Genomic DNA, 19,281 nt, shown 5'->3' with positions numbered 1-19,281 from the left:
AGATATGATAAAAGCAAATAATATTACAAAAAGCTTTGGCTCTCTGCAAGTGCTGAAAGGCATTAATTTGGAGATTCAGGAAGGAGAAGTGGTTTCGATTGTAGGACCAAGTGGTGCCGGTAAAACAACCTTACTTCAGATTCTAGGAACATTGGATTCACCGGATAATGGTGTCCTTGAAATCAATGGAACTAATGTGATGAATCTTCCGGAAAAGGAACTTTCGGCATTCCGAAACAAGAACATAGGTTTTGTGTTTCAGTTTCATCAGCTATTACCGGAATTTACTGCTTTGGAGAATGTCATGATTCCAGCTTTGATTGCAAAGGAAAAAAGTTCGTTGGCAGAAAAAAGGGCTAAAGAAATATTGGATTTTCTGAAATTGAGCGAACGAATGTCGCATAAGCCTTCGGAACTTTCTGGAGGTGAAAAGCAAAGAGTGGCAGTTGCTCGTGCACTGATTAATAATCCTGTAGTAATTCTTGCAGATGAACCTTCGGGAAGTCTTGATACAAAAAACAAAGAAGAGCTTCATTCATTGTTTTTCGAGCTGAGAGACAAGATGCAGCAGACTTTCGTCATTGTAACTCACGATGAACAGTTGGCAAAAGATACAGATAGAGTGATTCATATTAAAGACGGATTGGTTGTCCGCGAATAACAAGTAAAAAAGTTATGGCTAAAAAGGAACGAGTTACCTTTGGTAGCAAATTAGGTGTGATATTAGCAACAGTTGGTTGTGCTGTTGGATTGGGTAGTATATGGCGTTTTCCTTATATGGTTGGTGCCAATGGAGGAGGAACTTTTCTGTTCTTTTTCATGTTGTTTACCATTCTTCTTGGTTTGCCTATAATGATTACGGAGTTTTTTATAGGTCGTCATACACGAAGCAATGCGGCAGGTTCGTTTAAGAAACTGGCTCCTGGAACGAAATGGCCTTTGATTGGATATAATGGCGTTGCTGCGGCATTCTTAATATTGGGATTTTATTCTGTAGTTTCAGGATGGACATTGGAATATATATGGCAAGCTTTAAGTGCTTCGCTTTCTGATAAAAGTACGGCTGATTTCGCTGCTGATTTCAAAGGCTTTTCCACATCAGTGTTCCGACCAATAATGTGGACAATAGTTTTTATTGGTCTTACTCATTATATCATAGCTGCAGGAGTGGAGAAAGGTATTGAACGTGCGTCTAAGGTTATGATGCCTGCGTTATTTATTATACTGTTGTTACTCTGTGTACGTTCGTTGACATTGTCTGGCGCAAAAGAAGGATTGGCTTTCTTTTTCCTTCCGGATATGAGCAAGGTGACTTCGTCGGTTATCTTAAGTGCGATGGGGCAGACGTTTTTCTCATTAAGCATCGGTATGGGATGTTTGATAACCTATTCTTCATATTTTAGCAAGGATACGAATTTGCAGGGAACGGCGTTTCAGGTTACGGTAATTAATACTTTGGTTGCTATTTTGGCTGGAATATTGGTTTTCCCTGCTGTGTTTAGCTTTGGAATTGAGCCTACAGCCGGGCCGGAACTGGTATTTATCACTTTACCTAATATATTTGCTCAGTTGCCATTCGGAAATGCATGGTCATTTATTTTCTTTATCTTGCTGGCGTTAGCTGCTCTTACATCAACTATTTCGCTTCACGAAGTAGCAACGGCTTATGTGCATGAGGAATATCATATTACCAGAAAGCAGGCTGCGTGGGTTGTTTCGTTTGGTGTAGCTATATTGGGTATAATAAGTTCGTTATCTTTTGGTGTTCTGAAAGAATATACGATAGGCGGACTTATTTTCTTTGATGCTCTGGATTATCTGACTGCGAAGATTATGATGCCGCTTGGAGGAATGTTGATTTGTATTTTTGTCGGTTTGAGAATAGATAATAAAATCCTTAAAGCTGAGCTTACAAACGAAGGAAGTATAAAATTCTACTTCTTCCGTTCTTATGCGTTTTTTATTAAGTATATTGCTCCTATAGCAATTGCTTTGATTTTCCTTAATGAACTTGGATTAATGAATATTTTCTTGAAATAGTAGATAAAGGTTTCAGATACAAGTTGACAAGAGAATATAAAAAAGAAGACACACTTATCAGTCATTTGAATAAGTGTGTCTTCTTTTTTGTATTTCCTAAGTTTTTATTCGGAGTCTCTTTTTTTCTCTTTATCTGTTGATTTGGATTTTATCTTTATATGATCAAATCCTTTTCCGTAAACACCAATTACAGCACTTTGGGATACAAATGCATCTGGGTCAATATCTTGAATAAGACGGAAAATCATATTTGATTCTCTCTTTTTAGCAAGCACGAACATCATTTTAACACCTAAACCTGTGTAAAGACCTGTACCATCAATAACTGTTACGCCTCGATGCATGTCTTTATTTATTCTATGACCTATTTCCTCATAATGCTTTGATATAATGAAGAATTGTACAGACTGTCGGTTACTGTTTACTATCTGGTCAAGAACGAAACTGCAAATGAACAGTGTAACATAGCCATATACGACTTTTTCCCAGTCCTGCAGGACAAAATAACTTGAGGATATGATAATCATATCACAGAACATTATAACTCGTCCCAAAGATATATCTCTGTATTTATTTACTATGGCTGCAACAATATCAGTTCCTCCAGTACTACCATTATAAGATAGTGCAACTCCAATACCAGCTCCACAAAATGAAGCACCTAGAGCGCAAGCCATAAATGGCTGATCGCTTAGAATATGGAAATTACTTGTCCATTTTTGAGTTATTGACAATAAAAACGTTAATACAAAAACAGCAAAAATAGTTTTGATACTGAACTTAAAGCCTAAAATTTTCAAGGCTAACATAAGAAGGATTGCATTCAAGCCAAAATAAACATATTGAACTGGCAGCTTTATTGCAAAATATACTACAGAAGCAATACCCGGAACTCCTCCTGTGGTAATGTCATTAGGCAGTAAAAAAACTGTCCAACCAATACAATACAATATCATACCAAATGCAATCATAACGTAATCTTGCATTTCTCTTTGGAGATATTGGCGGTTCGTTAGTTTTGATAATTTATTATTCATTAGACAAAGATGTTAAAACAGCGGCAAAAGTAATGAAACAAATTGAATTTTCAACAGATAGGTATATGCATTTTATTATAACTTACTTAAGTTTTGCAGGTAGTTCAGCTTAAAAGTAAACAATACTTCATAGACAGGTTGAGAAGGTAAAAACAAATGTTACTTTACAATTAATAATCTAATAGTTATTGTCAACTTGTTAGCTGAAATTTGAGCTTGCGAAACTTAAGTAAATATGTACCTGAAAATATAAATGAAAAATACTATCTTCGCATAATTAACGAGAAGGGAAATATTATGCTTCAATTATTTGACAAAGTGAGGAAAACGGTACTTATTTATCGGTTTCTGAGATTTCGTCGTGGTTTTGGTGTTCATTCACCATTCGCCTTTAATTTAATTACAAAGGTTATAGATGAACGCTGTCCTTATTATTGTTTTGACCGTATTGATATTATACGAAAACAGATAAAATATAAATCTGAATATAATTACAAATCGTTGATAAAAGTTTCCCACGGAGAACTTTTGTTCAGACTCATGAATTATATAAAACCACGTAAAATATTACAGATTGGTGGAGATTGTATATCTTCTTTGTATTATAATGCATATTCTTCCGGATTGCAAAGTGTTTTAATAAAGGAAGATAAGAAGGATGCTGAATTGTCCGATTGGGCTTTCTCTAATATGAATATAAAACTGGAGAAAAAAATCGGAGAGTATTCGCATACTTTGGATGAAGTATTTGAGGATATTCCAATATTTGATTTTGTTTTTTTTAACTGCTCTGATAATTCAAATTCTATTTCTGAATTGTTTAATAAATGCATCAAGCATATTCATCCCGATACAGTATTCGTTATTGAAGGAATACGTGACAATAAAAACATGAGATTGTTTTGGAATGAGTTGAAGAATACATCTGAAGTAGTTCTTACTTTTGATTTGTATAATATAGGTTTTGTCTTTTTCAATAAAAGATTACACAGGAAGGATTATATAGTTTACTTTTGATAATAAATAAATACGAACGATAATATGAAGAAAAGTTTGATTTATACCGGAACTGGAGATAAAGGAACAACTTCTCTTGTTGGAGGACAACGTGTTCCTAAATCTCATCAGCGCATTGAAAGCTATGGCACAATTGATGAATTGAATTCATTTATAGGATTACTGATAACATCATTGGATAGTCAGGAAGATGCTGATTTCTTATTGTTTATTCAGCATAAATTGTTCACTATAGGTTCTTATTTGGCAACAGACCAAGAAACAACAGAGCTTAAAATAGAAAGTAGAGTTACGCCTGAAAGCATAGAAAAACTGGAAAGGGAGATTGATCGTTTGGATAACGAACTGCCTAAGATGAAGAGTTTTGTTTTGCCTGGCGGATGCCGTTCAGCTTCTTTGGCTCATGTTTGTAGAACTGTTTGCCGACGTGCTGAGCGCCAGATTTATCGTCTTGCTGAAGAACATAAAGTTGAAGAACCTGTTCTGGTCTTTATGAACAGATTATCTGACTATTTATTCGTTTTAGCGCGAAAAGAATGTATAAATCAAAATGGCAAAGAAATTATTTGGGATTATACTTGCATCTAAAAAATAAAGTTCTATTTTTGCGTGAAATTTGAGAACCTGACTGTTAACTCAGTCATTTAATACTAAAAACAATATGTATTGGACATTAGAATTAGCTTCTAAACTAGAAGATGCTCCTTGGCCAGCGACCAAAGATGAACTTATTGATTATGCACAGCGCTCAGGCGCTCCGTTGGAAGTAATCGAAAATTTGCAGGAAATGGAAGATGAAGGTGAAATATATGAATGTATGGAAGATATTTGGCCTGATTATCCAAGTAAAGAGGATTTCTTTTTCAACGAGGAAGAATATTAATTAGAAGATAGTTTGACACGAGGAACAGGAAAATATTTTCCTTGTTCCTCTTTTTTATGTCCTAAGAATATGACTGTTTCTTACATTTCATTGAGAAGCCGGAAAAATTGGGCAACATGATATCCGTCTGCCAATCCGTGGTTCAGCTCAACAGAAACAGACATTTCAAGTTTGTTTCCTGTTTCTGTTAGTTTTCCTGTAGTAATTCTAGGTATAGACTGGCCTTTGGCTATATTTCCGGCATGGCTGATATCAGTGAAATCAATCCAAGGAAGTGGAGAATAGTAGATTAAATCCATCCTTGCTTCTTCTTTACCCAAACATAAGCCGGACGATTCCTTGATTCTTTTTACTTCTTTCTTTGCTTCAGATACAAAGTCTTTCCTGTCTTCGTAATAATTGAAATATCCGAATCCAAAGCTTCCGTTTTCTCTTCCTATCGTTGAACTTGCACTGATTGTGTCATAAATAACTACGTTTTCATCCTCAATTCTGTATCTGAATTCCGGAATGGCATTAACTGCTCTAAGGATTTTGTGGAGAGAATAGAGCATAAAAGATTCGCCGTCTTCTTTTGCCTGAATATAACATTGGGAAAAATCAGCTTTTGCTGTTACACCCAGGAATGGATTGTCCATCATTCCAAAGAAATTATAATACTCTTTTCTTTCCCAGTTTTCAATGTCAATGATGTGCTTTGTCATAATATTATAATGTGGTATTTTATACAAAAATAAGCAAAGGCAGATACAGAGCATTATAAATACGAAAAATATTGCTATCTTCGTTAATATGAAATTAAAGATAGTATTAGATGTCAGAACTTAAGCCAAGCGGCTTCTTCTTTATTATTAAGCTTTTCTCAAAAGCAGCAAATAAATTTTTCTCAAATTGTTTTTATGAATTTGACTGACTATATGGCAAAACATATAAATAGTAATTCTACAGAAACCTACAAAGGGCATATTGTTGATATTACCGGAAAATCTGTATTTCCTGGAGTAATAGTTGTGAAAAATGGAGTGATCAGTGATATAATCCGTATAGATTCGGTAGAAGAAAATGCACCTTATTATCTTCCAGCTTTGACAGACGCTCATATTCATATTGAAAGTTCAATGATGACGCCTGTTAATTTCGCCAAAGTGGCTGTTTGTCATGGAGTAATAAATGCTGTTTGCGATCCTCATGAAATAGTAAATGTTTTAGGTATTGCAGGTTTGGATTTCATGATAGGTAATGCAAAAGATTCCCGCTTCAAATTTTTCTTCGGACTTCCGTCGTGTGTTCCATCATCTCATCTGGAAACGGCAGGTGCAAATATTGACGCAAATATGACAAGGGAATACATACGTCGTGACGATATATATTTTCTTGCAGAGATGATGAACTATCCTGGTGTAATTGCCGAAGATAAAGAGGTTATAGGCAAAATAGATGCCGCACTTCAGGCTGGGAAAAAGGTTGACGGCCATGCTCCAGGAATAAAAGGAGAAGACCTCCGTAAGTATGCCGAAGCCGGTATATCTACAGATCATGAATGTTCTACCGTCGAAGAGGCACGTGAAAGAATCAAGAATGGAATCAAAGTTATTATAAGAGAAGGTAGTGCTGCACGTAATTTTGATGCTCTTTATTCAATTATTTCAGAAAGTCCTGAGATGGTGATGTTGTGTTCTGATGATAAACATCCGGATGATCTTGTAGCGGGGCATATTGATGCATTGGTGCGTCGTGGCATAGCAAAAGGAATTTCAATATGGGATATTCTTCAGGCTGCATGTATCAATCCTGTAAATCATTATAAACTGCCTGTCGGGTTGATGAGGAAAGGAGATAATGCTACTTTCATTGCCGTAGATAATCTTGTGGATTTTAATGTGGTTTCTGCAATTATAGACGGTTATTTGGTTTATGATAGTAAAAATGGACTGATAGATCATAATTTGACAGTGAATGATAGTATAAATGTTATGCCTAATAATTTTGAGGCAGAACCGATAACTCTTCAGGATATTTTTCTTGACACATCGAAAGGCTATGCAAAAGTCATTGTTGCCGTTGATGGAGAGCTTCTGACTGATAAAGAGATTGTTCCAGTTGAGGAATTGTCTGATCCGAAAATACAGAAAATAGTTGTTTATAACCGTTATGGAAACGGCAAGCCTCAGGTTGGATTTATCAAAGGATTCAATATCAGCAATGGAGCCATCGGTGCAACAATTGCTCACGACAGTCATAATATTGTGGCTATAGGTTCTTCAAACCAGTATTTAGTGAAAATCATTAATGCTCTGATTGGATATAAAGGCGGTGTAGGCGTTGTTTCGGATGATGAAACAGATATTTTCCCGCTACCGGTTGCAGGCCTCATGTCACATGAACCGGCAAATACTATTGCAGAAAACTATAATCGTATTAATGCCAAAACAAAGAGTCTTGGATGTAAATTGAAAGCCCCGTTTATAACCATGGCATTTATGGCATTACCGGTTATTCCGGAACTGAAACTAACAGATAAAGGTTTGGTTGATGTTTCGCGTTTTGATTTTGTAGATGTAATAAATTGAGTTTTCCCAAGTCGTAAAACTTGGGAAAACTCAATGATTATGGACTATAGTTTCTCGGGCTTTTACTTTGCCGGACTCTTTATCGCTTATTGTCCGGAAGCTAAAAACCGATGAAACTTAAATTATTAATACAATCATTGATTGATTTTCTTTATTTCTTTTGCAGGAACTCCACCGACAATTGTATTTGCCGGAACATCTTTGGTTACGACTGAACCGGCAGCAACTATTGAATTATCACCTATGGTTACACCTTGCAGGATTGTTGAATTAGAGCCAATCCAAACCTTTTTACCGACAATGATTGGAGCAGGAATCATCGACGCACGTTTTTCAGGGTCAAGACTATGATTTAATGTTGCGAAAACAACATTATGCCCAATCAGACAATCATCTCCCAGCACTATTCCTCCGTGGTCCTGGAAATGGCAACAAGCGTTTATGAATACATTTTTCCCAATTGTGATATTTTTTCCGAAATCAGTATAAAACGGAGGAAAAACACGCAGTGTTTCATTTATTTCCTTTCCGGTTAGAATGGAAATATATTTGCGAATTTCTTCCTGTGTATGATAAGCACTGTTAAGCTCGAAAGTTATTTTACGTGCTTCTTCGCTTTTTTCGTTCATTAGAGCATAAATATCATCATTATCAAGAGGTTTTCCTGCTTTGACATGCTCAATAAATTCTTCCAAAGTCATATTACAGCTAGATTTTATTTTATATTCTTTCCCATTTCATATGCTTCTTTTAAAGCAGGCTTTCCGTTTATCTCACCTGGAAGCCAAACACCTCCGCAGAATACAGAGCCTTTGATTGTAGGATTTTCCAAACAATCCAGAAAACCTTTGAAGCTTACTATGATTCTGTCCATAATGCTTGGATCGTCTTCTGCAGCAGCTGCCAGGAAATAGAAATCTTTGTTTTTCATTTCTGTATATGGTCCACAGCAACGGTCAATTAACGTTTTCATTTGAGCGCTCATTGAATAGAAATATACAGGTGTTGCCATTACTATAGTGTCGGCTTGCAGCATCTTTTCTATTATTTCAGCAGCATCGTCTTTTTGCGGGCATGGCTTTTTATCTTTGCTACATACGCTGCAACCTAAACATGGATGTATTGATTTGTCTCTGAGGAAAATTTTTTCCACAACATTTCCGGCATCAATTGCTCCTCGCATAAATTCATTTGCCAATGAATCTGAATTGCCATTACGGCGAGGACTGGATGATAAAATCAGGACTTTCTTTACCATAGCTTATAAGATTAATTTGTTATGGCAAAGTTCGGAAATGATAGATTTTTTATGGTAGATGAAATACAGAAAAAATGACCCAAATTACAGAATATGTACCGGATAATAATTCCCAGAAAATACATCCGAACCTACGTCGCCGTGGGACAGTAAATAATCAGAAATATATACGGCCCCACGCGGAGATACATCCGGACCTGTTTTACACGTCTTTCCAGGAGCGTTTTATAACACAAAGTTTGCCCCTTAAACCTACGCATTTCCAATAACTTTACCGTATTTTTCTGTTTATCACATTTTATTAGTAATTTTGTATTTGTAAAGTTACTTAAGTTTTACAAATTACTCAGTATAAAGGTTGATAAGGCTACAGATACAAGTTGACAATATTAAAAAAACAGTCACATTGTACTTGAATTATCTATAATATCTTGTCAACTCGTTTTCTTGTTGACTCGTTAACTGTGGAATTTGAGCTTGTGAAACTTGAGTTTTATAATATTACGGAAAAATATACGTTATTGTAGTATAATATATACAAAAGTGACGGCACAGGAGATGAAAAGATTAATATGTTTTATATTTTTAGGACTGCTAACCAGTGTATTAGGAGTGAAAGCCCAGTATGATGCAGCCTTAAGCCATTATTTCCTTGCCACAAACTATTATAATCCGGCAGCAGCAGGTTCAACTGAGGATATGAAAATCCTGGCACTTTTCAATCAACAGTGGTTAGGATTTCCCAATGCAGCGCGTTCTTTCTTCGTTACGGCTGATATGCCTTTTAAAATAGGAAAAACGCAACATGGTGTTGGACTGAATGTTTTCACAGAGAGTATAGGTTTGTTTCAGAATACTCATCTTGGATTGCAATATGCTTATAAACACAAACTTTTTGGCGGAGTTCTCAGTGGTGGACTTCAGATAGGAGTGGTTAACCAGTCATTCAGCGGTGATAGTATTTATATTCCATCCAGCGACTATCATCAGCAGGTTGACCCGGCTTTCCCTACAACCAAAGTGCAGTCTATGGCTTTAGACTTGAATGCCGGTTTGTTTTATATGCATAAAAAGTTCTATGCAGGAATAGGTTTCACTCATATCAACTCTCCGGTGCTTGAACTTGAGGAAAATATATATACTTACATAGGAAGTGTGTTAAATTTAATGGGTGGATACAATATAACATTAAAAAATCCGTTATATGAGTTGCAGCCGTCTGTTTTTCTGCTTACTGATTTGACGAATTTTCATGCAGATATTACAGCAAGGCTGGAATATAATAAAATGTTCAGTGGAGGTTTATCTTGGCGAATAAGCGAATCGGTCGGATTGCTGCTTGGAGCTAAACTGGGAAGATTTCAGGTTGGATATTCTTACAGTTATCCTACAACGGCAATACGAAAGGTCACAAGCGGAAGCCATGAAATTGTTGTTCAATACAGGCTTAAGCTGAATAAAACGAAAACAGGTAAAAACAAGCATAAAAGCGTACGTATATTATAGTATATGAAAAAATTATTAGTAGTACTAATAGCTGTGGCGTCGCTGCTTACATCATGCGGCAAGTCTCTTTCCGGTGGAGGAGGAGAAGTTGTAGGTGTCAGAGGTATGGCTTTTAACGAGCCGGCGCCTTATGGTATGGTTCTGGTTAAGCGTGGAGCTTTCGACATGGGACCATCTGATAAAGATTCAATTTGGGGTATAAATCCTGAAACAAAAGGAATTTCCGTTGATGCATTCTGGATGGATGAAACGGAAATAACTAATGCAAAATACAGACAATTTGTATATTGGGTGCGCGACTCAATTATCAGAGAACGTCTTGCCGATCCTGCTTATGGAGGAAATGACTTGTTCAAGATTACTGAAGATAAGTATGGCGAACCTGTAACTCCGCATCTTGACTGGAGCCGTCCTATTCCTTGGAAGAGAGCTAATGAAGATGAAATACGTGCTATTGAAAGTGTGTATTATACAAATCCTGTAACAGGCGAGAAACAGCTCGATCCAAAACAGATGGTATATAAGTATGAATGGTATGATTACACAACAGCAGCTTTGCGCAAGTATCGTCTGAATCCGGAGGACAGAGTGCGTAACACAGATATCAAGGTTGACCCGAATGAGGTTGTTATGATATCAAAAGATACTGCCTATATTGATGATGAGGGAAATATCGTTAATGAAACTATTACTCGTCCGTTGAGCGGTCCGTGGGATTTCCTTCACACTCGCATGGTGAATATTTATCCTGATGAAACTTGTTGGGTAAATGATTTCAACAATGCTTATAATGAGCCGTATATGAGAATGTATTTCAGCCATCCGGGATATGATGACTATCCTGTTGTTGGTGTTTCATGGGAAATGGCAACTGCATTCTGCGTTTGGCGCACTAACTTATATAAACAGTCGTTGATTTTGCCTGCCGGACAAGTTATCGAGCCGTTCCGTTTGCCGACTGAAGGAGAATGGGAATATGCAGCCCGCACAGGAAAGAATGAAAACAAATATCCTTGGGCCGGAGATGATTTGCAGAGTGGAAAAGGTTGTTTCCTTGGAAACTTCAAACCGGGTAAAGGAAATTATACTGAAGACGGACACTTGATTACATCGCGTGTCGCTTCGTTTGCAGCAAATGATTTCGGCTTGTATGATATGGCTGGTAATGTTTCGGAATGGACATCCACTGCCTTTTCTGAGTCAGGTCCGAGTCAGATGAGTGATATGAATCCTGAGTTACGTTATAATGCGGCCAAGGAAGATCCTTATGCAATGAAGAAGAAGGTCGTTCGTGGCGGTTCATGGAAGGATGTTTCCCAGTTCATACGTTCAGATATGAGAAGCTTTGAATATCAGAACGAAACACGTTCATATATCGGATTCCGCTGTGTGCGTACACAAATTGGTTTCTCAAAAGGAAAGAAATAAGAAATGATTGTCCGGCTGACTAGGGCTGGACAATCTTTATCATAAAAATATCAGACAACATTAAAACATATATTATAATGGGAAAGAAATATAGAAGATATAAAAACATAATGGAAATGTTCCTTTCCAGCGAAAAGGGAAAGCGAGTGTTGAATTTCTGCTATAGCTGGGGTGCTTCTATTGTAATTATCGGTGCATTGTTCAAACTTTTGCACTTGCCATACGCAAATCAGATTTTGTTTGTTGCGATGCTTACTGAAGCTGCCGTGTTCTTCATATCTGCTTTCGAACGTCCTGGAGATGAATATCATTGGGAAGATGTGTTCCCTGTTCTGAAGTCAAAGAACCCGCTTGACCGTCCGGATTTTTCTAAAGGAGATTCTGGTTTGAATAGTATTGTAAATACCGGTGGTACAGTTATAAATATGCAAGGAGCAGCTTCAACTGTCAACGGCGCAAATGCTGCGGCTTCTTTAGGTTTGAATGTAACAGAAGAAGATACAAAGAATTTGTCTGACAGTATCAAGAAACTGAGTGGCGCAGCCGAACAGATTTCAAAGATGGCAGAGCTGACAGAAGCTACACAAAAATACTTGGAACAGCTTTCAACAATGGCTGAACAGATGGAACAGTTCAAGCAGGTGACAACTTCGCTTACTAACGTCTCTTCAACATTGCTCAACTCTTATCAGCATATTACTGAAAACTCAGATGATATAACTCTCAACTCTAAAGGCTATGTTCAGCAGATGGAATCTCTGAACCGCAATATGAGTGGATTGAATGCTGCTTATGAAGCTCAGATGCGTGGAATCTCTATGCAGCTTGAAAATCTTGAACAGATAAATGCAAGCATAGCAAGAATGAGAGATATGTATAACGGTTCAGTTGTTGACAGCTCTGTTTTCAAGAGTGAGACAGAAAAAATGACTCAACAGCTGGCACAGTTGAATCAGGTTTATTCAAGACTGCTTCAGGCGATGACTGTAAATATGGCTCCGCAGCAACCTATGTATCAGCAGCCAATGTATCAGCAACCGCACTATGGAGCGAATTATCAGCAAAATCCATATGTTACTCCACAGCAGTAATATTATAAGATAGAAAGGAATAAAATGGCAGGAATATCTAATAATCCGAATTCGCCTCGTCAGAAGATGATTAATCTGATGTATTTGGTGTTTATTGCAATGATGGCACTGAATGTATCGTCAGAGGTCCTCGATGGCTTTGAATTGGTGGAAGATAGTTTGCATGCTTCTATCGACAACTCTGTTCATCGCAACGAGATAGTTGCCGATGCCTTGAATTCAAGCTATGAGAGTAATCCTGAAAAGGTTAAGGAATGGTATTTGAAAGGCAAGGAAGTAACGGATAAATCCGATTCTTTGTTCAATTATATTCAAGATTTGAAAGTTCGTATTGCCAAGATTGCAGATGGAGAAAATGCAAATGTAAACAACATTGAGCATAAAGATGACTTGGAAGCTGCAACAAGGGTTATGCTGGCTCCTGTTTCGGGAGAAGGAAAGAATTTGCGTGAAGCAATAGATTCTTATAGAAGTTTCTTGAGTGAGATGGTTATTGATTCTGCTATGACAACGGTGATTGATGCTTCTCTTTCAACAAAAGCTCCTCGCAAACCTGGACTTAATATCCGTAAATGGGAAGAGGCTTTGTTTGAGAATATGCCGGTTGCTGCTTCTATCACGTTGCTTACTAAAATGCAAAGTGATATACGAAACATAGAGGGTCAGGTGCTCAGCTATTTGCTTAGCAGTGTTGATATGGGCGATTATCGCGTCAATCAGATAAAGGCTCAGGTAATACCGGAAAGTCAGATTGTTATGCGTGGCGGACAATATAAGGCTAATATTGTTTTGTCGGCTGTCGATTCAACAAAGAGACCTTCGATATTTGTCAACGGCAAGCAGTTGCCTGAAGATAAGGAAGGGTTGTTTACTGTAACTGCAGGTTCAACAGGTACATTCCCTGTCGAAGGATATATACAGATGCCTAACAGTGAAGGTATAATGGTGAAATATCCGTTCAAGAGCGAGTATTTCGTAACAGAACCTAGTGCTACTGTTGCTCCTACTTTGATGAATGTTCTTTATGCCGGAATTTCCAATCCGTTAAGAATTGCTGTTCCGGGTGTTCCAAGTAGTAATGTTACGGCAACAATGACAAACGGAACATTGACCCGAAATGGAGATGTGTGGGAGGCAAAACCAACTACTGTAGGTAAAGAAGCAGTAGTTTCAGTGAGAGCCAGAATGGCAGATGGCAGAACAGTTGAGATGGCTCAGACATCATTCCGAGTACGTGCATTGCCAGACCCAATGCCTTATATTGAATATAAGGATGCAAACGGAAATGTCAAGAAATTCCGTGGTGGTAAGATGTTGAAACGTGATTTGGTCGGTGCCGATGGAATTATGGCAGCTATCGACGATGATTTGCTGAATGTGCCTTTTACGGTTTTGAGTTTCGAGCTAACATTCTTCGATTCTATGGGAAATGTTATTCCTGAAGTTGCTCAGGGAAGAGAGTTCTCTCAGCGTCAGAAGGATTATATCCGTCGTTTGGCTCGTGGTAAAAGATTCTATATTACCAGAGTTCTGGTAAAAGGTCCTGATGGCAAGGAACGTACTATTTCACCAATTGAAGTAATAGTGAATTAATATACAGTATATTCGATAAGAAAACAATGAATATGAAACGTATTTATTACATAGCATCTCTTGTGGCAGCTTTGTTTACCTCAATGCCTGTTATGGCACAAGATGATAATTCGTCTGATCAGAATCGCCGAAGAACACCGGTGGCTTCGCGTGGCGAACGTGCAAAGGAAGATGACAATAAAGGCCTTCCTGAACTGACAGTGCGTGCTATTGATTTGAACGAACGAATGACTCAGGATATATCAAATGCCCGTTGGATGCGTGTTATATATCGTCAGATTGATTTGACCAAAGAAGCCAATGCTCCTTTGTATTATCCCACTCAGCCTATGAACGGACAGATGAATCTGTTCTCAACCATATTTCAACTGATATGTGACGACAAGCTGGATGTGTATGAATATCTTGATGGATATGAAGATTTCAGCGAATCACGCAAGGTTGTGCTTAAGGATTTGCTTGATAGATTCCATATCTTTTATGATGAAGTGCCGGCGAAAGGTGATAAGCCTGCATCTTTCATAGTTAATGAAAGCGATATCCCTTCTGCTGATGTAAAGTCTTATTATGTGAAAGAAGCCTGGTATTTCGACCAGCAGAATTCAGTATTCGATGTGAAGACTTTGGCTATTTGTCCTATTCTTACATCAAATGGTGATATAGGCGAGACAACAATGGCTATGTTCTGGGTTCCTTACGAATCTATACGTCCTTATATCAACAACACTTATATCATGACATCAAACACAAACAATGTCATGACGTTTACTTATGATGATTATTTCCGCAGACGAATGTTTAAGGGTGATATTATCAAAACTCAGAATTTGCTGAATCAGCCGCTTCAGGCTTATTGCCCGACTCCAGATTCTTTGAAAAAGGAACAGGAAAAGATAGAAAATCAGCTTGTTACTTTTGAAAAATCCCTTTGGATGCAGCCTGATACTACAGCTGTAGCTGCAAATAGCAAGGATGCAAAGAAAGCAGCCAAGAAAGAGAAGGAAGTAGCGGAGAAGAGCAAGGAAAAGGAAACTAAGGTTAAAACTAAGGCTCCGAAACCTGCAAATACAACTCCGACTCGTTCGGTGCGACGCCGCAGATAAAAAAGTTTTTTCTAATAATATTTTCTTCAAAAAGGTCGGTATCTTTTTATAGAAATACTGTAATGTTTCTGAGAAAAGATACCGACCTTTTCTTATTTATATATTCTCCTAATGATAAGATGTGCTTCGGTAGAATCAATCAAAAACAAGTTTATGATTTGTCTCTACGCTCACCTTTCACTATCTTTGTAGCAGAATTTTATTTACCAATAATATAATAGAGAAAGAATTATGATTACATCAGACCAACTACACGATGTGTTGGAGCGCGAGCAGGCGCTGAGGGGGTATCTTTGACATCGATGGTAAGACCATCCAGCTTGAAGAAGAAGAACTTCGTACACATGACCCTGGTTTCTGGGAAGATGCAAAGCGTGCTGAAGCACAGATGAAGAAGGTTAAAGACCTTAAGAAATGGATAGAACTATATAACGAAGTAAAGGGCGCAGCTGAAGAGTTGCAACTTGCTTATGAATATGTAAAAGAAGGTATAGTTTCTGAAGAAGAAGTTGACCAAAGCTATAATCATGCATTGGAATTGGTTGAAAATCTTGAGTTCAGAAATATGCTTCGTGAGGAAGCCGACCAGATGAGTTGTGTCCTCAAAATCAACTCCGGTGCTGGTGGAACTGAAAGTCAGGACTGGGCTTCAATGCTTATGCGTATGTATATGCGTTGGGCAGAAAGCAACGGATATAAAGTTACTATTGCCAACTTGCAGGAAGGTGATGAGGCTGGTATAAAAACTGTGACTTTCAATATTGAAGGTGATTATGCTTTCGGATATTTGAAAAGTGAAAACGGTGTTCACCGTCTTGTTCGTGTTTCTCCTTACAATGCTCAGGGAAAGCGAATGACATCGTTTGCTTCTGTTTTCGTAACTCCTCTTGTTGACGATACAATCGAAGTAAAGATTGATCCGGCTGCAATTTCATGGGACACATTCCGTTCCGGTGGTGCTGGTGGACAGAACGTAAACAAGGTGGAATCCGGTGTGCGTTTGCGTTATCAGTTCAAAGATCCTTATACAGGAGAAGAGGAAGAAATCCTTATTGAAAACACCGAAACACGTGACCAGCCAAAGAACCGTGAGAACGCTATGCGTCAGTTGCGCTCAATCTTGTATGATAAAGAATTGAAGCATCGCATGGCAGAGCAGGCTAAAATTGAGGCTGGAAAGAAGAAAATCGAATGGGGTTCGCAGATAAGAAGTTATGTGTTTGACGACCGTCGTGTGAAAGACCATCGTACAAACTATCAAACATCTGATGTAAACGGTGTTATGGATGGTAAAATTGATGGTTTTATCAAGGCTTATCTGATGGAATTCGCAGCTTCTGATGCTGCTGAAAAGTAGATTTTTCAAAATAAATTTGCATAATTCAATAATATGTTGTAATATTGCATCCGATTTCAGAGGGCGATGTTCCTCTGAATCCCGGTCCTATAGCTCAGTTGGTTAGAGCACCTGACTCATAATCAGGGAGTCCTTGGTTCAAGCCCAAGTGGGACCACAAAAAATTACCCCGAAGTTCTGAACTTCGGGGTTTTTTGTTTTATTCTGATATTACTGAAAATTCACCTATTGAAACTTGTGGAACATCGTCAACAGAGCGAACGTTCACAAATCTTATTTCCTTTCCGTTTACAGGAGCAAACAAAATTTCCTGTTCTATTGGATTAGCCTTTATATTTGAGAATTCGCCGGAAGAAACGAGCTTGCCGTCAACATACAGCTGATATTTTGAAATATGTCCACCGGAAAATCTGTTCTGATCCGGAGTATAGCGGAATCCTTTCAATTTATATGCTTTATCTAGCGAAATTGTTATTTCCTGTTTTTTCTCAGGCATAATTACGCATGTACGTCCATTTCCATCAAATAAGTTTTTAGGCTCTTTTGATTCAGGATATACCAAAGTATATGCTGTTGAAGGAATATCGAATTCCTTAAAGCTTATTGGACTATATTTGTCGAAAGTCTTGTCATAAGCAATAGTTTTTATTGTTCCTTTTTTGGAGAACTCAATGTTGCCATTATATACATTTGATTCTTTTGTTGGTTCAGAGCCATCAGTAGTGTAATAAATAATAGCATTTGCATCACCGGATTTTATGCTTACCATATTATTCTCATCGCGTGTAATAACAGGTTCTGTAATCAAAGCCGGAGCAAGATAAGCTTCTACATTATTTATGCATAGCGGACCTCTTGCGTCACGGAAATTAACACGCAATTTCTTTGCTTTTACAGTTTGGAAACGCACGATACGTTTGTAGCCGACAGTAGTAGTAGAGTCAACAGATTCTACCGGCTGCCACATACCATTGTTTTCATACTCAATATCGAATTTGCGTACACGCTGTCCTAATGGAATATATTCCTGCAACAAAAGTCTGTTGACGTTAGTTTCTGAAGGCAAAGTGAAAGTAAGGCTTCCTGTGTTTACGCCATCTTCTGTTGCCCAATAGCTGTCCCAGTTTCCGTCTGTTGTATTGTTTGCGCTGAATTTCTGTCCACGGCGGCTGCTTGATTCTACATAAGCACCTTTAAGAAGATTAGTCTTGAAATCTTCCTGAATAGTCTTGTACCATTCAACCGCACGGATTGAATCTGAAGCAGGAATCTTTCCAGTCAAAGCAACAGGGAAGTTGAGAAGGAAGTTTGCATTATGTCCAACGCTTCTGTAATACAAATCAACCATCGTAGCAAGAGATTTAACCTGATGATCTTCTCTTTCATGATAGAACCATCCCGGACGGATAGAAACGTCACATTCTCCGCCTAACCATTGTTTCTGGTTTTCGTCTCCCCACATACTGTGGTTATAGTTTTTCATCATTGGTTCTGGTGCATAGATACTCCATTGTGTATCTCCAGACCAACCATCTTCATTACCAATCCATCTGATATCAGGAACAGTTCCTCCAAAAATCATAGCATTCGGATGCTTTGCCTTGATTGAATCTTTGGCACGTTCGTAGTTGTAATAAGTTTTGGCGTTGATTGAGCGTTTTTCGTTTGTACCGCCATACCAGCCATCTCCACCATTTGCACCGTCGAACCAGAATTCAAATAGCGGACCATAGTTGCTGATAAGTTCATTTATTTGCGCATGATAAGTTTCTACATAAGCATCAGTTCCATAGTTGGCATTATTTCTGTCCCAAGGCGACAAATACAAACCAAACTTAAGTCCGTATTTCTTACAAGCATCAGACAGATCTCTTACCATGTCTCCTTTTCCGTTTTTCCAGGGAGAATTCTTTACGCTGTATTCTGTTGTTTTTGTTGGCCAAAGACAGAAACCATCGTGATGTTTTGCAGTAAGGATAACACCTTTAAGACCTGCAGCCTTAATAGTTCTTACCCATTGTTCACAGTCTAATTCGACAGGGTTGAATGTAGATGCAGGAGTATTTCCATATCCCCATTCCAAATCGTTGAATGTGTTTAGTCCGAAATGCACAAAAGCATAAGTTTCCATTTTATGCCATTCAACCTGTTCCGGTGTAGGAACCGGCATAATCGGAGCTGGAGGATTGGAATTGTCACAGGACGATAAAGCGATGGCGGCAAGGCTCACCGTAAGAATTGATTTAAAATTGTGTTTCATGTTTTTATTTATATGGATTTTATTGATGATAATTCGTGAGTGATTAAGTTTTCAGGTTCAAATCTACGGAAAAATATTACTAAAAGCTATATTTTGCATTTATTATCCGACGTTTAATATTTATTAGCGCAAAAACAC

17 protein-coding genes and 1 tRNA gene are annotated in these 19,281 nt (G+C 37.9%); 13 read left to right on the top strand and 5 right to left on the bottom strand.

Going from position 1 to position 19,281, the window contains the following annotated elements:
• The first annotated feature begins 4 nt into the window (after positions 1-4).
• Positions 5-661 (top strand): ABC transporter ATP-binding protein, encoded by a 657-nt coding sequence (locus ACYIAR_RS09360; RefSeq protein ID WP_480329121.1) that lies wholly within the window; start codon positions 5-7, stop codon positions 659-661.
• Positions 662-675: 14 nt separating this feature from the next.
• Complete coding sequence (locus tag ACYIAR_RS09355; protein ID WP_480329119.1) at positions 676-2,040, top strand: sodium-dependent transporter; 1,365 nt, start codon at positions 676-678, stop codon at positions 2,038-2,040.
• A 104-nt stretch (positions 2,041-2,144) separates the two neighbouring features.
• Here the strand turns inward: ACYIAR_RS09355 and ACYIAR_RS09350 are convergent, their stop codons facing one another.
• Entirely contained in the window at positions 2,145-3,077 is a 933-nt protein-coding gene (locus tag ACYIAR_RS09350) for a YitT family protein (protein ID WP_480329117.1), read from the bottom strand.
• A 297-nt stretch (positions 3,078-3,374) separates the two neighbouring features.
• Between ACYIAR_RS09350 and ACYIAR_RS09345 the strand changes: the two genes are divergently transcribed.
• The 3 genes from ACYIAR_RS09345 (at position 3,375) to ACYIAR_RS09335 (ending at position 4,977) form a co-directional block, all read left to right on the top strand.
• Positions 3,375-4,094, top strand: a complete 720-nt coding sequence (locus ACYIAR_RS09345; protein WP_480329115.1) for an O-methyltransferase — start codon at positions 3,375-3,377, stop codon at positions 4,092-4,094.
• Positions 4,095-4,118: 24 nt separating this feature from the next.
• A complete protein-coding gene (locus ACYIAR_RS09340) occupies positions 4,119-4,682 on the top strand; it encodes a cob(I)yrinic acid a,c-diamide adenosyltransferase (protein WP_480329113.1) in 564 nt (187 codons plus the stop codon).
• A 73-nt stretch (positions 4,683-4,755) separates the two neighbouring features.
• Positions 4,756-4,977, top strand: coding sequence for a DUF2795 domain-containing protein (locus ACYIAR_RS09335; protein WP_005633363.1), 222 nt, complete (start codon positions 4,756-4,758; stop codon positions 4,975-4,977).
• A gap of 80 nt (positions 4,978-5,057) precedes the next feature.
• On the opposite strand, the gene ACYIAR_RS09330 is transcribed toward ACYIAR_RS09335, so the two are convergent.
• Positions 5,058-5,681 (bottom strand): CatA-like O-acetyltransferase, encoded by a 624-nt coding sequence (locus ACYIAR_RS09330; RefSeq protein WP_480329111.1) that lies wholly within the window; start codon positions 5,679-5,681, stop codon positions 5,058-5,060.
• A gap of 195 nt (positions 5,682-5,876) precedes the next feature.
• On the opposite strand from ACYIAR_RS09330, the gene ade reads away from it, so the two are divergent.
• On the top strand, positions 5,877-7,547 hold the full coding sequence (ade, locus tag ACYIAR_RS09325; RefSeq protein ID WP_480329109.1) for an adenine deaminase: 1,671 nt from the start codon (positions 5,877-5,879) through the stop codon (positions 7,545-7,547).
• 134 nt (positions 7,548-7,681) lie between these two features.
• Here ade and ACYIAR_RS09320 read toward each other — a convergent pair whose 3' ends face one another.
• Positions 7,682-8,248, bottom strand: a complete 567-nt coding sequence (locus tag ACYIAR_RS09320; RefSeq protein ID WP_480329107.1) for a sugar O-acetyltransferase — start codon at positions 8,246-8,248, stop codon at positions 7,682-7,684.
• A gap of 14 nt (positions 8,249-8,262) precedes the next feature.
• Positions 8,263-8,805, bottom strand: a complete 543-nt coding sequence (locus ACYIAR_RS09315) for a flavodoxin family protein (protein WP_480329105.1) — start codon at positions 8,803-8,805, stop codon at positions 8,263-8,265.
• 558 nt (positions 8,806-9,363) lie between these two features.
• Between ACYIAR_RS09315 and ACYIAR_RS09310 the strand changes: the two genes are divergently transcribed.
• The 7 genes from ACYIAR_RS09310 (at position 9,364) to ACYIAR_RS09280 (ending at position 17,040) form a co-directional block, all read left to right on the top strand.
• Entirely contained in the window at positions 9,364-10,311 is a 948-nt protein-coding gene (locus ACYIAR_RS09310; RefSeq protein WP_480329103.1) for a PorP/SprF family type IX secretion system membrane protein, read from the top strand.
• A 3-nt stretch (positions 10,312-10,314) separates the two neighbouring features.
• On the top strand, positions 10,315-11,739 hold the full coding sequence (porK, locus tag ACYIAR_RS09305) for a T9SS ring complex lipoprotein PorK/GldK (RefSeq protein WP_480329101.1): 1,425 nt from the start codon (positions 10,315-10,317) through the stop codon (positions 11,737-11,739).
• Positions 11,740-11,816: 77 nt separating this feature from the next.
• A complete protein-coding gene (gene porL / locus ACYIAR_RS09300) occupies positions 11,817-12,830 on the top strand; it encodes a type IX secretion system motor protein PorL/GldL (RefSeq protein WP_480329099.1) in 1,014 nt (337 codons plus the stop codon).
• 24 nt (positions 12,831-12,854) lie between these two features.
• A complete protein-coding gene (porM, locus tag ACYIAR_RS09295; protein WP_480329097.1) occupies positions 12,855-14,423 on the top strand; it encodes a type IX secretion system motor protein PorM/GldM in 1,569 nt (522 codons plus the stop codon).
• A 32-nt stretch (positions 14,424-14,455) separates the two neighbouring features.
• On the top strand, positions 14,456-15,526 hold the full coding sequence (gene porN, locus ACYIAR_RS09290) for a type IX secretion system ring subunit PorN/GldN (RefSeq protein ID WP_480329095.1): 1,071 nt from the start codon (positions 14,456-14,458) through the stop codon (positions 15,524-15,526).
• 231 nt (positions 15,527-15,757) lie between these two features.
• A protein-coding gene (gene prfB / locus ACYIAR_RS09285) for a peptide chain release factor 2 (protein ID WP_480329093.1) occupies positions 15,758-16,883 on the top strand; the annotation gives its coding sequence in 2 pieces (ribosomal slippage) (positions 15,758-15,820 and positions 15,822-16,883; 1,125 coding nt in all).
• Positions 16,884-16,966: 83 nt separating this feature from the next.
• Positions 16,967-17,040 (top strand) — tRNA-Ile (locus ACYIAR_RS09280).
• A 42-nt stretch (positions 17,041-17,082) separates the two neighbouring features.
• Here ACYIAR_RS09280 and ACYIAR_RS09275 read toward each other — a convergent pair.
• A complete protein-coding gene (locus ACYIAR_RS09275; RefSeq protein WP_480329091.1) occupies positions 17,083-19,143 on the bottom strand; it encodes an alpha-L-fucosidase in 2,061 nt (686 codons plus the stop codon).
• Positions 19,144-19,281 lie beyond the last annotated feature (138 nt).

The organism is Parabacteroides sp. KHUB-01 (genome assembly GCF_056640935.1).
This window is presented reverse-complemented; position numbering and strand designations above follow the sequence as displayed.

Coding starts and splice junctions, on each gene's coding strand:
- ade (WP_480329109.1), top strand. CDS start 5,877: ATGAATTTGACTGACTATATGGCAAAACATATAAATAGTAATTCTACA.
- ACYIAR_RS09330 (WP_480329111.1), bottom strand. CDS start 5,681: ATGACAAAGCACATCATTGACATTGAAAACTGGGAAAGAAAAGAGTAT.
- ACYIAR_RS09340 (WP_480329113.1), top strand. CDS start 4,119: ATGAAGAAAAGTTTGATTTATACCGGAACTGGAGATAAAGGAACAACT.
- ACYIAR_RS09275 (WP_480329091.1), bottom strand. CDS start 19,143: ATGAAACACAATTTTAAATCAATTCTTACGGTGAGCCTTGCCGCCATC.
- porK (WP_480329101.1), top strand. CDS start 10,315: ATGAAAAAATTATTAGTAGTACTAATAGCTGTGGCGTCGCTGCTTACA.
- ACYIAR_RS09350 (WP_480329117.1), bottom strand. CDS start 3,077: ATGAATAATAAATTATCAAAACTAACGAACCGCCAATATCTCCAAAGA.
- porN (WP_480329095.1), top strand. CDS start 14,456: ATGAAACGTATTTATTACATAGCATCTCTTGTGGCAGCTTTGTTTACC.
- ACYIAR_RS09360 (WP_480329121.1), top strand. CDS start 5: ATGATAAAAGCAAATAATATTACAAAAAGCTTTGGCTCTCTGCAAGTG.
- ACYIAR_RS09320 (WP_480329107.1), bottom strand. CDS start 8,248: ATGACTTTGGAAGAATTTATTGAGCATGTCAAAGCAGGAAAACCTCTT.
- porL (WP_480329099.1), top strand. CDS start 11,817: ATGGGAAAGAAATATAGAAGATATAAAAACATAATGGAAATGTTCCTT.
- ACYIAR_RS09310 (WP_480329103.1), top strand. CDS start 9,364: ATGAAAAGATTAATATGTTTTATATTTTTAGGACTGCTAACCAGTGTA.
- ACYIAR_RS09345 (WP_480329115.1), top strand. CDS start 3,375: ATGCTTCAATTATTTGACAAAGTGAGGAAAACGGTACTTATTTATCGG.
- ACYIAR_RS09315 (WP_480329105.1), bottom strand. CDS start 8,805: ATGGTAAAGAAAGTCCTGATTTTATCATCCAGTCCTCGCCGTAATGGC.
- ACYIAR_RS09335 (WP_005633363.1), top strand. CDS start 4,756: ATGTATTGGACATTAGAATTAGCTTCTAAACTAGAAGATGCTCCTTGG.
- ACYIAR_RS09355 (WP_480329119.1), top strand. CDS start 676: ATGGCTAAAAAGGAACGAGTTACCTTTGGTAGCAAATTAGGTGTGATA.
- porM (WP_480329097.1), top strand. CDS start 12,855: ATGGCAGGAATATCTAATAATCCGAATTCGCCTCGTCAGAAGATGATT.